We start from the raw sequence: 12864 nt of genomic DNA, 5'->3' as shown, positions 1-12864 counted from the left end.
CGGGCCTGGCGCCCGGCCTTTTTCTTATCCGGCGTAGCGCCCCTCGGGCACGCCACGCGTGCCCAGCCCGTCGATCGCATAGACGTATCCGGCGTCTTGTTCAGCCGCCCAGCCGAACTGCACGGGATCGATCGTCGTGACGTAGAGCCGGTCCAGCCCCTCGCCGCCCCAGGCGACGCTGGAGATCAGCTTGACCGGCAAGTCGATCACGCGCTCGAGCCGGCCATCGGGGCGGTAAGCGGCGATCTTGCCGGCCTGGAACACCGAGACCCAGACAACGCCGTCGGCGTCGACCGCCGAGCCATCGGGCACACCGCCGAGGTCCTGCGTGTTCGCGAAAGCCCGCTTGTTCGAGGCCTGCCCGATCGCGCCGTCGTAATCGTAGGCATAGAGCGTGTGGACGAAGCTGTCGGCAGCGTAGAGCGTCCGGCCGTCGGGCGCGAAGCAGTGGCTGTTCGACTGGTGCGTGCCGCGGTCCAGCTCGGCGATCGTATGGTCGATGCCCAGCGCATAGAGCCCGCCGATCGGCTGCGGATCATCGATCCCGGCGCTGCAGCCGCCGAAGACGAAACGCCCGGCGCGGTCGGCCGCCCCGTCGTTGACCGTGACGCGGTCGCTGGTGAAGGCCGGACCGGCGAGCTTCGACGCTTCACCGTTGGCGAAATCGAAACCGTAGAGCGTGTCCTTCATCGCCAGCACCGCGCCGCCGCCCTCGCGCAGCGCCAGCGCGCCGACATGGCCGGGCGTCTTCCAGTTCCGTGTCTCGCCGTTGACGGGATCGTAGCGGAACACCTGCTGGCCGAAGATGTCGAGGAAGTAGAGCGCGCCTGCCTCGGCATCCCAGACCGCCCCCTCGCCCAGCCCGCAACGGACGGTATCGACGCGTTCGATCTTCATGACGCTCTCCCGGTTGTTCCCGGCAGATGAGCATGGCTTGCGGTCACACGGCAAGCCGTCAATCGAGCGGTTCGACCTGGGCGAGGAAAGCCTCCATGCAGGCCGCCGTCTCGGCATGGCCGGCCGACACGCCGAGCACGCTGTCCATGGCCAGCAGTCGCGAGATGGCGGTCATCACCAGCGAAAGGAACAGCGGCGGCAGCCCGGCCCGGTCGAACGGCGTATCGCGCAGGCAGCGTTCGAGCAGCGCCGCTTCGAGCTTGCGCGACCGCTCGCTCGACCGCGCGATTTCCTGGCGCAGCGCCTTGCGGTGGTTGGACGCCGCGATCAGTTCGGCGGTGATCCCGGTGTTCGAGGCATCGGTGCTCATCTGCCAGAGCGCACGCAGCGGCTGCTCGGCGGCGAGCGCCTTGGCCTGGGCGCCGAAGTGCCGCTCCTCGGCACGCTGGAACACGGCGAGGAACAGGTCGTCCATCGTCTTGTAGTGGTAATAGAGCAGGTTCGACTTGAGCCCCGCGCGCTCGGCCACCTTGCGCGAACTGACCGCGGCATAGCCCTGCTCGCGCATGATCTCGACCGTGGCGTCGAGGATCGCGGTCTTGGTGTCGGTATGTTCGCCGGGATCCAGCGCTTCCATCCTGCTCATGCGCCCCGCCCCTTAGTCATATGACTAGCTCCATCCCGCAGATTGCACCCAATGTTAAATCGGCGGTTGACTCTGCTTCGCGAGCCTTGTTAGTCAGTTGACTAAGAAATCGCAAGGGAGAGTTGTCATGGCAATGATGTCGGGAAAGCGCGTCCTCGTGACGGGCGCAAGCGGACTGGTGGCGTTGCCGGTCGCCGTGGAACTGGCCAAGGACAACGAGGTCTTCGCTCTGGCGCGCTGGTCGAACCCCGATCAGCGCAAACTGGTCGAGGCCGCCGGCGCGCAGGCGGTCGCCTTCGACATGGCCAATGAAGACCTCTCGTCGCTGCCAAAATCGGTCGACGTCGTGATCAACTATGCGGTGCTGCCGCCGAATTACGGCAATGTCGCCTATGACGTGAACACGGGCGGCACCGGGCGGCTGGCGCGGCACTATCGCGATGCCGAGGCCTTCGTCCACGGCTCGACCGGCTCGCTCTACGAATACCAGGGCGAGCGGCCGCTGCGCGAGGACGATCCCTATGGCCTGCACAGCGCGGGCGAGAACTATGCCGCGAGCAAGATCGGCGCCGAATACATGCTCAAGCACCTGAGCGTCGACTACGACTTGCCGGTGACCATGGTGCGCATCTTCTCCTTCTACGGCCCGCGCGGCGGCGGCGTCACCCAGCGGATCGACCAGGTCGCGCGCGGCGAGCCGGTCAGCGTCTATCCGGGCGTACGCAACGTCCACACCCCGCTCTACGAGGACGACTACGTCGAGAAGACGATCGCCGCCGCGGGCATCGCCAAGGTCGGCTGCGAGATCGTCAACGTCGGCGGATCGGAATCGGTGACGACGCAGGAGTATTGCCAGATCGCCGGCGAGATCCTCGGCAAGGAACCGATCTTCGCCGAGAACGGCAAGTCGTGGCCGATCTGGGCCGACACGACCAAGATGGAACGGCTGCTCGGGCCGAGCAAGGTCTCGGTGCGCGAGGGCATCCGCCGGACACTGGAGGCTGCCGACCGGCGGCTGCCCGGCGCGCACCACGTGCTCGGTGCCGCAGCGCCGTCGGACTGAGCGCATGATCACCTTCATCGCCAAGCTGACGGTAAAACCAGAGAATAGCACGGCTTTCGAGGCGCTGATGAGCCATGTCACCGAGCTGACGCTCGCCCGCGAGCCGGGCGTCGCCTACTATGCCTGGTCGAAGGGCGTCGACGAGCCGGACACCTATCTGGTGGTCGAAGTCTACGAGGACGTCGCCGCCCAGGCCGCACACATGCAGACAGCCTGGGTTAAGGAGTCGCTGCCCAAATCGGCGGCGCTGATCGAGGGAAAGCCGGAGATCCGGCAATATGTCACTCCCGGCGCGGAGCCCGTGCGACAGCGCATGTTCTGAGGTAGCTGCATGACCGAAATGACCGACATCGAACGCCTGATCGAGCTCGAGGCGATCTACCGGCTGAAAGCGCGGCGCGACCACGCCGTCGACCAGAAGGACTGGCACACCTACGCCGCCCTACACAGCGACGACTATGTCGCCATGTCGATCGGTCCCGATCCGATCGTCGGCGGCCGCGCCGCGGCGGACCAGCTGGCCGTGCAGATGGCCGGTGTCACCACTGTGCACCACTGCCACACGCCGGTGATCGAGTTCCAGGACCGCGACAACGCCACGGGCGTCTGGGCGATGGAGGACAACCTGTTCTGGAAGCGCAACGGCGAGAAGCAGTGGCTGCGCGGCTTCGGCTTCTACCACGAGACCTACCGGCGCGAGGCCGATGGCCAGTGGCGCTTCACCTATCGCAAGCTCGAACGCACCCACGCCGAGACCTCGCCCGGCGCGTCGGCGATCGCGGCGGACTTCTCGGGCGAGAATCTGATCGTCGGGATCGGCTGATCAACCGGATCCACTGCCAGTCGAGCCTATCTGCCCGCATCTAGGCTGGCGCGCTGGTGCCGCCGCGGATCCAGCGCGACGCGAAAGAAGGCAACCATTCATCCCTTTGCGCGTATGAAGGGTTGCTGCCGCCGTTTTTCGCTACCTTCCAAGGCGAACTCGATCACAGGGGCAGTCACTCGCTGTGTCGTTCGGAAACGCGCCCAGCCGATTTCGGAGCTTCCCAATGTTCCTAGTTTTCTGCCTCTTGGCAGTGATAGCCTCCATCGGCGGTTTCATGCTCGCGTTCCGCTGGTATCATTCGGACGCAGCATACGATCGTCGCGAAGCCCGACAAAGAATATCGCCGCAATATCGCAGGTGGTGAAATCGGGGCCTTGGCAACATTTCTCGTTGCCATTCGCTTGAGCCCCGCTGCCGTTGCCGGACTGGAGCCCAATCTTGCGGCGGCAGTACCCTGTTCGGCTAGTCCTCGACCGGTGCCGGCGCGTTGTAGAAGCTGTAGTCGGGCAGCGAGTGAAATGCGCGCTTGAGCGCCTCACCCCAGCGCGACGAGATCGCGCGGTAATAGGGGTCGGTCGCGAGGATGCGGCGCTCGTGCAGCGGCTCGAACTTGTCGCGCTCGATCACCAGCAGGTCGAGCGGCAGGCCGACCGAGAGGTTGGCCTTGATCGTTGAATCGAAGCTGACCATCAGCAGCTTGACCGCGTCCTCGAACGACATCGTCGGATCATAGGCGCGCAGGATGATCGGGCGGCCGTACTTGGTCTCGCCGATCTGGAAAAAGGGCGTGTCGGGCTGCGCCTCAATGAAATTGCCTTCGGGGTAGATCAGGAAGATCCGAGGCTCCATGCCCTTGATCTGGCCGGCGAGGATCATCGAGGCGGTGAAAGTGCCCGAAGCCTGCATGCCGTTCTGCTCGTCGCGCTCCTGGATCGTCTCGCGTAGCAGCTTGCCGATGATCGTCGCGACCTGGAACATGGTCGGTGCCTCGAGCACGGTGTTGTGCCGCTCGGACGGCGCCTTTTCGCGCTCCTCGAGCTTGCTGATCACCGCCTGGGTCGTGGCGAGGTTGCCCGCGGTCATCAGCGAGACGACGCGCTCGCCCGGCAGCGACCAGTGGTACATCTTGCGGAAGGTCGAGATGTTGTCGACGCCCGAATTGGTGCGCGTGTCGCTCATCAGGACGAGCCCGCGATCCAGCATCATGCCGCAGCAATAGGTCACGCGCGAATCCCCCTCGGACTTACCCCCCTGCCCGCGCTACTGTTCTATCATCTGCTGCTCAACCGCCAAACTGACTTCGAGGTCGATTTGCCCACCGCCAATGTTGAGGCCGGTGACCGGCGCGGCATCGCGGTAGTCGGTTCCCGTGGCGAGGCGGACATAGCGCTCGTCCGGGCAGATCGCGTTGGACACATCGAAGCCCACCCAGCCGAGCCCCGCGACATGGGCCTCGGCCCAGCCGTGACCGGCTTCCTGGTCGACGCGGCCGTCCATCATCAGGTAGCCGCTGACATAGCGCGCCGGCAGGCCGAGCAGCCGCGCCGCGCCGATGAAGATATGCGTGTGGTCCTGGCAGACCCCCTGCCCCGCAAAGAGCGCTCCTTCGGCCGTGGTCTCGGCATCGGTCGCGCCGGTCGCGTAAGGCACCGCAGCCAGCACCGCGTCCGACAGCCTGTGCAGCACTTCGAGCGGCCGCTCCCGGTCGGCATCCAGCCCGGCGACCAGCGCGCGCAGCCTCGGTCCGGGCTTGGTCAGGGTGGTCTGGCCGAGGAAGCACCAGAGCGGCAGGTGGCCGACATGCTCGCCGACGATGCCCGCCTTGTCGGCATTCTCGGCCGTATCGACGCTGCCGCTGCACACGACGGTGACCGCGGTCGTCCCCGGCACGACCGAGACCAGCGTGGTGCGGTTGCGGTGGTGATCGTCGTGCTCGGCCTCGAGCTTGACGCCCTCAAAGTCCATCGCCCAGTCGATCACCGACTGCCCCTGCGAGCTCTTGGGCGTCAGCCGCAGCCGCTGCAGCCCGTGGGTGACCGGCTGCGAGAAGCCGTAGCGGGTGGTGTGGCGGATGTAGAGACGCATGGGCTTTACTCGATGAAGCGGTATTCGGCGGCGATGGCGAGGTCGATCTGGTTGGTGCCGGCGATGAAGTCGGTGATGAATTCGTGGAGCCCGCCTTCGATGATCTTCTCGATCGAGGCGTCCTGCAGCTTGGTACGCGCGGAGCGGAGCAGTTCGTGGGCGTGGGTCTCGCTGCCGTATTGGCGGGCGAGCCCGGCCATGTTGCTCGCCAGCTTGTCGTAGGAGAACACCAGGCTGCGCGGGAAGCGGCCGTCTAGCACGAGGAACTGGGCGATGCCCCGCGGATCGAGCCGGCCGGCGTTGAGCCAGCGGTAGGCGCGGTCGCCGGCGACCGAGCGCAGCACGGTTTCCCACTGCGCGTTGTCGAGGCTCGACCCGACCCAAGAGAGCGAAGGCAGCAGCACGTAGTATTTCACGTCGAGAATGCGCGCGGTGTTGTCGGCCCGCTCGATGAACGTGCCGATGCGCGAGAAATTGAAGATCTCGTTGCGCAGCATCGTGCCTTCCATCGCGCCGCGAACCTGGGTGGTCTGGCGGCGAATGGCGGCGATGACCTCGCCCAGGTTGCCCTCGCGCACGGGCCGGGCGAGCATCTCGCGCAGGACCATCCAGGCTTCGTTGGTCGTTTCCCAGGCCTCTCGGGTCAGCGCGGTGCGCACGGCGCGGGCATTGGTCCGCGCATTTTCCAGCATGCCGAGCACCGAGGCCGGATTGTCGGGCCCGCGCAGGATGAAATTGAACACCTGTGGCCCGGCGTAGTCGTCGAAGCGCTGGCGATAGGCCACATCCTGGCCGATCGTGATCAGCACCGACTTCCATTCCTCGCTCGCCGCCTGCGCGCCGCGGGTCAGCGCCATGCGGAAGCCGACGTCGAGCAGGCGCGCGGTGTTCTCGGCCCGCTCGAGGTAGCGGGCCATCCAGTAGATGCCGTTGGCGCTTCTGCCTAACATGAAGAATCTCCGGGCATCAGTCTTCCAGCACCCAGCTATCCTTGGTCCCACCGCCCTGCGACGAGTTGACGACCAGCGAGCCCTTCTTGAGCGCCACGCGGGTGAGCCCGCCCGGCGTTATGTCGATGCCGCCCGGCGAGACCAGGCAGAACGGCCGCAGGTCGACGTGCCGCGGCGCTAGGCCGGCCTTGGTGAAGATCGGACAGGTCGACAGCGCCAGAGTCGGCTGGGCGATGTAATTCTCGGGCTTGGCGCGCAGCTTCTTCTCGAACCGCGCGATCTCGCCCTTCGACGAGGTCGGGCCGATCAGCATGCCATAGCCGCCCGATCCGTGGACTTCCTTGACGACGAGGTCCTTGAGGTTGTCGAGTACGTATTTGAGCGATTCCGGCTCGCTGCAGCGCCAGGTCGGCACGTTGTTAAGCAAAGGCTTCTCGCCCGTGTAGAACTCGACGATCTCGGGCATGAAGCTGTAGATCGCCTTGTCGTCGGCGATGCCGGTGCCCGGCGCATTGGCGATCGTGATGCGGCCCGCGCGGTAGATGTCCATGATCCCGGCGACGCCCAGCACGGAGTCCTTGTTGAAGCTGAGCGGATCGAGGAAATCGTCGTCGACGCGGCGATAGATCACGTCGATCGGCTGGTAGCCGGTGGTCGTGCGCATGGCGATGCGGCCGTCGACCACACGCAGATCACTGCCCTCGACCAGTTCGGCGCCCATCTGGTCGGCGAGAAAGGCATGCTCGAAATAGGCCGAGTTGAAGATGCCCGGCGTCAGCACCGCGACCACGGGCCGCTCCCCCGCGCAGTCGGGCGCGCAAGCAGCCAGGCTGCGCGCGAGCCGGCGCGGATAGTCCGAGACCGGGCGGACCGCGACCCGGCTGAACAGCTCGGGGAACATCGCCATCATCGTCTCGCGGTTTTCGAGCATGTAGGAAACGCCCGACGGCGTGCGGGCATTGTCCTCGAGCACCATGAATTCGTCGGGGCCGGTGCGGACGAGGTCGATCCCGACGACGTGAGTGTAGACATCGCCCGGCGGCGAGAAACCGGCCATCTGCGGCAGGAAGGCCTCGTTGCCTTGCAGCAGCCGCTCGGGCAGGCGCCCGGCCCGGACGATCTCCTGGCGGTGGTACAGGTCGTGGAGGAAGGCGTTGAGCGCGCGGACCCGCTGCTCGATCCCGCGCGACAGCTTGCGCCACTCGTTCGCGGTGATGATCCGCGGGATCATGTCGAAGGGGATCAGCCGCTCCTCGGCAGCATCGTCGCCATAGACGTTGAAAGTGATGCCGGTGCGGCGGAAGAAGCGCTCCGCCTCTATGTCCTGCTTCTTCAGCCAGTCGCGATCCTGCGCGTCGTACCAGTTGCAAAAGCCGGCGTAGGCAGGCCGTACGCCCCCGTCCGGATCGTACATTTCATCATACTGCGCGCGACTGCCTGGCTGCATTGCGACTCCCTGAGAACACAATTGATGCCGCAACATCCGAGGCTTGCCAAGCAATTATGCTGCACCTGCGAAATAAACGCCGATCACCAGGGCCGCGAGCCGAGAATCAGCTTGCCCGGCAGTTGCCGTTGCCGAGGCGACGGTAGCTGGCGTGGAACTTCGGCATCGATTCCGACCGGCCGCCGAAGTCGTGGCCGTCGCCCAGATAGAGATCGAAGCTGCGATCGGCGCCCGGCTCGGGATCGCCGTCGCTGTAGATCTCGAGGTTCTTCTTGGCGTCGCCCCATTTGCCGTGGCCGCGCAGTTCGTAGGTGCCGTTGGCGTGGACGCTGAGGAAGCGGAACAGCGTAGCCCCGCAGGTGCCGCGGTCGTCCACGCTGACGCCGCAGAAATCGCGGCCGCAGGGCACCACGTCGATCGTCTTGTAGAGCCGGCCGCGCGCGGTGAAGACCGGGCGGTCTTCGGATACGGTCCAGCGGCCGTAATAGGGCGACGATGCCGCCGCCCCCGGTGCCGCTGCGAGGACCGGCGCGGTCGTCGCAGCCAGGCCAAGCACGAGCAGCGCGCGCATCGACAAGCCGACGAGCGAATGGGATAAAGCCGTCATGGAGCAGTCCTCAGGCGAAGCGGTTGGTGCGGGCGGCCCGTTGCGGCGGACCGTTCTGGCGCTGATCCTAGCAGCGATTGCCGGCCTTGTAACTTATACCGCAGGCAAAGCGCTGTGGTCGGCCTTCGCCAACGACGACTTTCCCGAAAGCCTGGCGGTGAAGGTCGAGCTGCTGCCGCTGATCTTCCCGCTCCACATGGTCACCGGTGGGCTGGCGCTGTTGCTCCTGCCGTTAGCCTACGCGCTGCGCCATCGCCCGGCCTGGCACCGGCCGGTCGGACGCCTGGCGGCGGCCGACGTGCTGGTAGCGGGCCTGACCGCCTTTCCGGTCGCCTGGGCCGCGCCGGTGACGCTGTGGTCGGCGGCGGGCTTCACCGCGCAGGCGACGACCTGGCTGGTGCTGCTCGTGCTGGGTATCCGCGCGATCCGCCAAGGCCGGATCGCCGTGCATCGGGCCTGCATGCTGCTGATGGCAGCAACGACCTCGGGCGCGGTGTTCTTCCGAATCTATCTGGCGCTATGGGCCATGGTCGGAGCCCGGCGCCAGTTCGACACGTTCTATGCCTGCGACGCCTGGATCGCCTGGCTGCTGCCGCTGATCGCGACCGCGCTGGCGATCCGGCGGTTCGCTGCGCGTCAGGCCTCTTCGAGCACCCTCGCCTCGCCCGGCTCGAAAGTGATCGGCAGGCCCTTGAGCCCCCAGGCGCCGTAGAACGGACGGTGGCCGGGCGTGCCGGCGAGCTTGGGGTGCTTCATGCGCTGGGCGATCTGGTGGAGCGCTTCCTGCAACTGCGCGCGGGCGATGTACTGGCCAAGGCACATGTGCTTGCCAAGCGCGAAGGCGATCTGGCGCTTCTTGGGATCGATCACGCGATCGGGATCGAAGCGGTCCGGCTCGTCATAACTGCCGGGATCGCGGCCCGAGACGCTCAACGGGAAGAACATCATCTGGTCCTTGGGGAACACGACGTCGCGGTAGATGAATTCCTTGTCGACGAAGCGCGCGACCGTGCTGGGGTTGAAGTAGCGCAGCCCTTCCTCGATCACCTTGCGGCAATAGTCGTGATCCTCGGCGCAGCGCGCGTAGATTTCGGGATAGTCGAGCAGCGTGTACATCAGATAGGTCAGCACGTTCTTCGACGTGTCGTAACCGGCGAGGAAGAAGAAGGTGATCAGGTCGGCGAGCTGCTGATGCGTGACGTTGCCGTCGTCGCTGGTGTTGATCAGCAGGTCGAGCAGGTCCTCCTGCGTCGCGTGCGGGCTAGCCCGGCGCTCGGCGATGATCTTCTCGACGTAGGCTTCGAGCCGAACCATGCCTTCCTGGATGCGCGGGAACAGGTCCTCCTGGTAGCTGTGCGCCAGGCCGATCACCTCGAGGTCGTCGCGCAGCAGGGCGATGCCGTCCTGCGGCGCGCCGACCAGTGCGAACATGACCGAGATCGGGAAGTTCGCGGCGAACTCCTCGAAATCGATGTTCTCCCTGGGCGCCCATTCGTCGAGCAGCTTCGAGAGGTTCGCGCGCATCAGCGGGCGCAGCTCGTTGGCGTTGCGGGGGGTAAACTTGGCCGCGAAAGTGTCGCGCAGGAAGCGGTGCGTCTCGGCCGGCAGCGCGATCATCTGCCGCTCGGTGAAATCACCCCAGGGCGTGTTTTCCTGGCCGAGCACCTTGACCACGTCGGCATAGGGCGCGCGCAGCTCGTCGCGGCCGAACAGGTCGCGCATGGCCTGGTATTCGGTGACGACGATGCCGAGATCGGTGCGCGCGAGCCACGGGTGCTTGGCGCGCGCCTCGGCGAAATAGGGATAGGGATCGGCCGCGAGAGCCGGGTTCGTATACTCGAGATAGGGCAGGTCGAGCTGGTCCAGAGCCAGAGGTGCATTGTCCATCGCGAATCCTTCTCCCCGCGCTTGTTGCGCGTGCTGACCAAATCCTTAGCATTGAAGCTGGTCTTGTCAATCTGGCGGGTATAGCTAGGCACCGGAGTGTCATCAGGAGGGCGACAGGGAATGGCAGCAAGCCAGCGGGCTGGAAGGCGGATGGGCCTCGAGAATTCGTCCTCGCGCACCGCGCTGATGGACGGGGTCGAGGCGGTGATGCGCGAGGACGGCTATGCCGCGCTGACCGCGCGCAGCGTGGCGGAGCGCGCGGGCCTCAAGCACCAGCTGGTCTATTACTATTTCCAGACGATGGACGACCTCCTGATGGCGACCTACCAGCGCCACATCGGCCGGGTGCAGGAGCGGACCGAGGCGGCGTTCCGCGCGCGCCGCCCGCTGCATGCCTTCTGGGAGGTCAGCTCGAACCCCCACGACGCGCGGCTCAACATGGAATTCATGGCCATGGCCAACCACAACGACGCCATCCGCGCCGAGACGATCGCCTTCGGCGAACAGCTGCGCAAGGTCGGGCTCGAACAGGCGGCCGCGCGGATCGACGCTGCCCCAATCGGGCGGGAGATGTTCTCGGCCCTCGCCCTCACCCAGTCGATCGCGGCGATCGGCAGCACGGTGGGCATCGAGGCCGCACTGGGCATCCAGGGCGGGCACGACGAGACGCGGGCGATGGTCGAATGGTGGCTGAACCGGCTCGAGCCGGAGGACGAGGCCTGAGCCGCTAGTCCTTCTGCCGCCACCCCGGCAGATCCTCGACTGCAGGTCCCGAGCACGCCTTCTCCGCGCCGATCTCCGATCGATCCTGCCACTGTAGCTCATGCCAGGTCAGCACGCGGTCGTCATGGCCACGGACGTTGACGAGGCGGATCGGCTGGTGATCGCGCTTGTCGACGAGCACCGGGTTGGATGGCACGCCCAGCCCGTATTTCTCGCCCCACTGGCGCAGCGCCAGCATGGCGGGCAGCAGGTCCTCGCCCTTGTCGGTGAGCCGGTATTCGACCTTGCGGCGGTCCTCGGGGCATGGCTCGCGGCGCATGATGCCGTGTTCGACCAGCTTGGAGAGGCGATTCGACAGGATGTTGCGGGCGATGCCCAGCACGCCGAGGAATTCCTCGAAATGCCAGACGCCATTGAAGGCGGCACGCAGGATCATGAACGACCAGCGCTCGCCCATGACTTCCAGCGCCAGGGGCAAGCCACAGGCGCCGATTTCCTCGAGCGGTTCGCGCAATTTCGTCATTCAGGCCAACCCTATCCCATTTGCCATACCTACGTAAATTACCCGGTATGGCCAAATTGCATTTCTAGTTGCAACTTGAAACCTAGTTATGTAGGTTTCGATTCGCAACTGGAAATGGGGAAGATCCAATGCGACAGTTTCCGACCTTGCTCTCTGCCTTCGCGCTGGGACTGGCTGCCTTTGCCGGAACCGCCCAGGCCGCGCCGCGCAGCGGCGCTTTCGCTTCGCTGGTGACGCCGCTGCTGCAGCCCAAGCAGGAAATCGTCAGCGGCGTCCTGTGGAAGTGCGACGGCGAGCACTGCGCCGCGGCCTCGGACGGTTCGCGCCCGCTGCTGGTCTGCCAGCGCGTCGCCAAGGCCTTCGGCCAGGTCGCCCGGTTCTCGACGCCGGCCGGCGAGCTTTCGAGCGAAGACATCTCACGCTGCAACGGGGGGACCTAACAGCACCCTCCCCGAGCCGGAGCAGCCCCACCCCCCGCCTGCCCCGGCATTGCAGCAACGAGAAGGCCCCCGCCGTCCCGCGGGGGCCTTTTTCGTATCAGGCGAGCAGGCCGCGCGCGCGCAGGTCCGCGGCCAGGGTCGGGGCGTCGATGAAATGGTGCGCCTGCCAGCCGCAGTCGCGCGCCGCGGTGACGTTCTCCGCATTGTCGTCGATGAACAGCATCTCGCCGGGAGCGTGGCCGAAGCGCTGGGCGGCCAGGGCGTAGATCTCGGGGTTGGGCTTATAGAGCTTCTCGTCACCCGAGACGACGATGTCGCGAAAGCGGTCGAAGATCGGCTGGCCGACGCGGAACGGCGGCCAGAAGTCGGCGCTGAAATTGGTGATCGCGAACAGCGGCACGCCGCGGACATAGAGTTCCTCGACCAGTTCGAGGCTACCGGGCACCGGGCCGGGAATCGTCTCGCCGAAGCGTGCGGCGAAAGCGCGAATCAGCGCCTCATGCTCCGGGAACTCGGCAATGCGCTCGGGAATCGTCTCCGCGAGCATCCGCCCTGTGTCGTGCTGGTAGTGCCACTCGGGCGTGACGACCGTGCCGACGAACCACTCGAGCTCGTCCGGATCGGCGATCAGCTTGGCAAACAGATGGCGCAGGTCCCATTGGTAAAGGACCTTGCCGACATCGAAGACGACTGCCGAGACCGGTGCTGAGGACATAAGTGAAGGTCCCCGCGCAGCAGGGACCTTAAAACCTCTTCACGAGAGGGACCGC

At 65.9% G+C, this 12864-nt stretch carries 16 protein-coding genes; 6 read left to right on the top strand and 10 right to left on the bottom strand.

Annotation, left to right across the window (positions count from 1 at the left end; genetic code table 11):
* Positions 1 to 24: 24 nt before the first annotated feature.
* Both KRR38_RS25750 and KRR38_RS25745 read right to left on the bottom strand, forming a co-directional pair.
* Entirely contained in the window at positions 25 to 897 is an 873-nt protein-coding gene (locus KRR38_RS25750; RefSeq protein WP_217406278.1) for an SMP-30/gluconolactonase/LRE family protein, read from the bottom strand.
* Positions 898 to 955: 58 nt separating this feature from the next.
* Complete coding sequence (locus tag KRR38_RS25745) at positions 956 to 1543, bottom strand: TetR/AcrR family transcriptional regulator (RefSeq protein WP_217406277.1); 588 nt, start codon at positions 1541 to 1543, stop codon at positions 956 to 958.
* 127 nt (positions 1544 to 1670) lie between these two features.
* On the opposite strand from KRR38_RS25745, the gene KRR38_RS25740 reads away from it, so the two are divergent.
* From KRR38_RS25740 to KRR38_RS25730, 3 genes are read left to right on the top strand one after another with little or no spacing between them, the layout of a single operon-like run.
* Positions 1671 to 2606 carry an NAD(P)-dependent oxidoreductase gene (locus KRR38_RS25740; RefSeq protein ID WP_217406276.1) on the top strand — a complete coding sequence of 312 codons (936 nt, stop codon included), beginning with the start codon at positions 1671 to 1673 and terminating at the stop codon, positions 2604 to 2606.
* 4 nt (positions 2607 to 2610) lie between these two features.
* Complete coding sequence (locus tag KRR38_RS25735) at positions 2611 to 2928, top strand: putative quinol monooxygenase (RefSeq protein ID WP_217406275.1); 318 nt, start codon at positions 2611 to 2613, stop codon at positions 2926 to 2928.
* A 9-nt stretch (positions 2929 to 2937) separates the two neighbouring features.
* Complete coding sequence (locus KRR38_RS25730) at positions 2938 to 3429, top strand: nuclear transport factor 2 family protein (RefSeq protein ID WP_217406274.1); 492 nt, start codon at positions 2938 to 2940, stop codon at positions 3427 to 3429.
* A 465-nt stretch (positions 3430 to 3894) separates the two neighbouring features.
* Here the strand turns inward: KRR38_RS25730 and KRR38_RS25725 are convergent, their stop codons facing one another.
* From KRR38_RS25725 to KRR38_RS25705, 5 genes are all read right to left on the bottom strand, one after another.
* Positions 3895 to 4656, bottom strand: a complete 762-nt coding sequence (locus tag KRR38_RS25725) for a proteasome-type protease (protein ID WP_217406273.1) — start codon at positions 4654 to 4656, stop codon at positions 3895 to 3897.
* 36 nt (positions 4657 to 4692) lie between these two features.
* Complete coding sequence (locus tag KRR38_RS25720) at positions 4693 to 5517, bottom strand: transglutaminase family protein (RefSeq protein ID WP_217406272.1); 825 nt, start codon at positions 5515 to 5517, stop codon at positions 4693 to 4695.
* 5 nt (positions 5518 to 5522) lie between these two features.
* Entirely contained in the window at positions 5523 to 6467 is a 945-nt protein-coding gene (locus KRR38_RS25715; protein WP_217406271.1) for an alpha-E domain-containing protein, read from the bottom strand.
* Between the two features lie 16 nt (positions 6468 to 6483).
* Complete coding sequence (locus tag KRR38_RS25710) at positions 6484 to 7914, bottom strand: circularly permuted type 2 ATP-grasp protein (RefSeq protein ID WP_217406270.1); 1431 nt, start codon at positions 7912 to 7914, stop codon at positions 6484 to 6486.
* Positions 7915 to 8020: 106 nt separating this feature from the next.
* Positions 8021 to 8521 carry a hypothetical protein gene (locus KRR38_RS25705; RefSeq protein WP_217406269.1) on the bottom strand — a complete coding sequence of 167 codons (501 nt, stop codon included), beginning with the start codon at positions 8519 to 8521 and terminating at the stop codon, positions 8021 to 8023.
* On the opposite strand from KRR38_RS25705, the gene KRR38_RS25700 reads away from it, so the two are divergent.
* Positions 8520 to 9233, top strand: coding sequence for a DUF420 domain-containing protein (locus KRR38_RS25700; RefSeq protein ID WP_217406268.1), 714 nt, complete (start codon positions 8520 to 8522; stop codon positions 9231 to 9233). The genes KRR38_RS25705 and KRR38_RS25700 overlap by 2 nt on opposite strands.
* On the opposite strand, the gene KRR38_RS25695 is transcribed toward KRR38_RS25700, so the two are convergent.
* Positions 9158 to 10408, bottom strand: a complete 1251-nt coding sequence (locus KRR38_RS25695; RefSeq protein ID WP_217406267.1) for a cytochrome P450 — start codon at positions 10406 to 10408, stop codon at positions 9158 to 9160. The two genes, KRR38_RS25700 and KRR38_RS25695, sit on opposite strands and share 76 nt — an antisense overlap.
* A 120-nt stretch (positions 10409 to 10528) precedes the next feature.
* Here KRR38_RS25695 and KRR38_RS25690 point away from each other — a divergent pair, with 120 nt between their 5' ends.
* Positions 10529 to 11131 carry a TetR/AcrR family transcriptional regulator gene (locus KRR38_RS25690; protein WP_217406266.1) on the top strand — a complete coding sequence of 201 codons (603 nt, stop codon included), beginning with the start codon at positions 10529 to 10531 and terminating at the stop codon, positions 11129 to 11131.
* A 4-nt stretch (positions 11132 to 11135) separates the two neighbouring features.
* Here KRR38_RS25690 and KRR38_RS25685 read toward each other — a convergent pair whose 3' ends face one another.
* The gene (locus KRR38_RS25685; protein ID WP_217406265.1) at positions 11136 to 11654 is read right to left on the bottom strand and encodes a helix-turn-helix domain-containing protein; all 519 of its coding nucleotides are present in this window, start codon (positions 11652 to 11654) and stop codon (positions 11136 to 11138) included.
* A gap of 128 nt (positions 11655 to 11782) precedes the next feature.
* Between KRR38_RS25685 and KRR38_RS25680 the strand changes: the two genes are divergently transcribed.
* Complete coding sequence (locus KRR38_RS25680) at positions 11783 to 12094, top strand: hypothetical protein (RefSeq protein ID WP_217406264.1); 312 nt, start codon at positions 11783 to 11785, stop codon at positions 12092 to 12094.
* A gap of 97 nt (positions 12095 to 12191) precedes the next feature.
* On the opposite strand, the gene KRR38_RS25675 is transcribed toward KRR38_RS25680, so the two are convergent.
* Entirely contained in the window at positions 12192 to 12809 is a 618-nt protein-coding gene (locus KRR38_RS25675) for an HAD family phosphatase (RefSeq protein ID WP_217406263.1), read from the bottom strand.
* Between the last annotated feature and the right edge of the window lie 55 nt (positions 12810 to 12864).

The sequence above is a fragment of the Novosphingobium sp. G106 genome (assembly GCF_019075875.1).
GTDB lineage: Bacteria > Pseudomonadota > Alphaproteobacteria > Sphingomonadales > Sphingomonadaceae > Novosphingobium.
This window is presented reverse-complemented; position numbering and strand designations above follow the sequence as displayed.

Excerpts from the sequence above, each read along its gene's own strand:
- KRR38_RS25690 (WP_217406266.1), top strand. The coding sequence starts at position 10,529 with ATGGCAGCAAGCCAGCGGGCTGGAAGGCGGATGGGCCTCGAGAATTCG.
- KRR38_RS25720 (WP_217406272.1), bottom strand. The coding sequence starts at position 5,517 with ATGCGTCTCTACATCCGCCACACCACCCGCTACGGCTTCTCGCAGCCG.
- KRR38_RS25745 (WP_217406277.1), bottom strand. The coding sequence starts at position 1,543 with ATGAGCAGGATGGAAGCGCTGGATCCCGGCGAACATACCGACACCAAG.
- KRR38_RS25680 (WP_217406264.1), top strand. The coding sequence starts at position 11,783 with ATGCGACAGTTTCCGACCTTGCTCTCTGCCTTCGCGCTGGGACTGGCT.
- KRR38_RS25730 (WP_217406274.1), top strand. The coding sequence starts at position 2,938 with ATGACCGAAATGACCGACATCGAACGCCTGATCGAGCTCGAGGCGATC.
- KRR38_RS25695 (WP_217406267.1), bottom strand. The coding sequence starts at position 10,408 with ATGGACAATGCACCTCTGGCTCTGGACCAGCTCGACCTGCCCTATCTC.
- KRR38_RS25715 (WP_217406271.1), bottom strand. The coding sequence starts at position 6,467 with ATGTTAGGCAGAAGCGCCAACGGCATCTACTGGATGGCCCGCTACCTC.
- KRR38_RS25700 (WP_217406268.1), top strand. The coding sequence starts at position 8,520 with ATGGAGCAGTCCTCAGGCGAAGCGGTTGGTGCGGGCGGCCCGTTGCGG.
- KRR38_RS25740 (WP_217406276.1), top strand. The coding sequence starts at position 1,671 with ATGGCAATGATGTCGGGAAAGCGCGTCCTCGTGACGGGCGCAAGCGGA.
- KRR38_RS25750 (WP_217406278.1), bottom strand. The coding sequence starts at position 897 with ATGAAGATCGAACGCGTCGATACCGTCCGTTGCGGGCTGGGCGAGGGG.
- KRR38_RS25735 (WP_217406275.1), top strand. The coding sequence starts at position 2,611 with ATGATCACCTTCATCGCCAAGCTGACGGTAAAACCAGAGAATAGCACG.
- KRR38_RS25675 (WP_217406263.1), bottom strand. The coding sequence starts at position 12,809 with ATGTCCTCAGCACCGGTCTCGGCAGTCGTCTTCGATGTCGGCAAGGTC.
- KRR38_RS25685 (WP_217406265.1), bottom strand. The coding sequence starts at position 11,654 with ATGACGAAATTGCGCGAACCGCTCGAGGAAATCGGCGCCTGTGGCTTG.
- KRR38_RS25705 (WP_217406269.1), bottom strand. The coding sequence starts at position 8,521 with ATGACGGCTTTATCCCATTCGCTCGTCGGCTTGTCGATGCGCGCGCTG.
- KRR38_RS25710 (WP_217406270.1), bottom strand. The coding sequence starts at position 7,914 with ATGCAGCCAGGCAGTCGCGCGCAGTATGATGAAATGTACGATCCGGAC.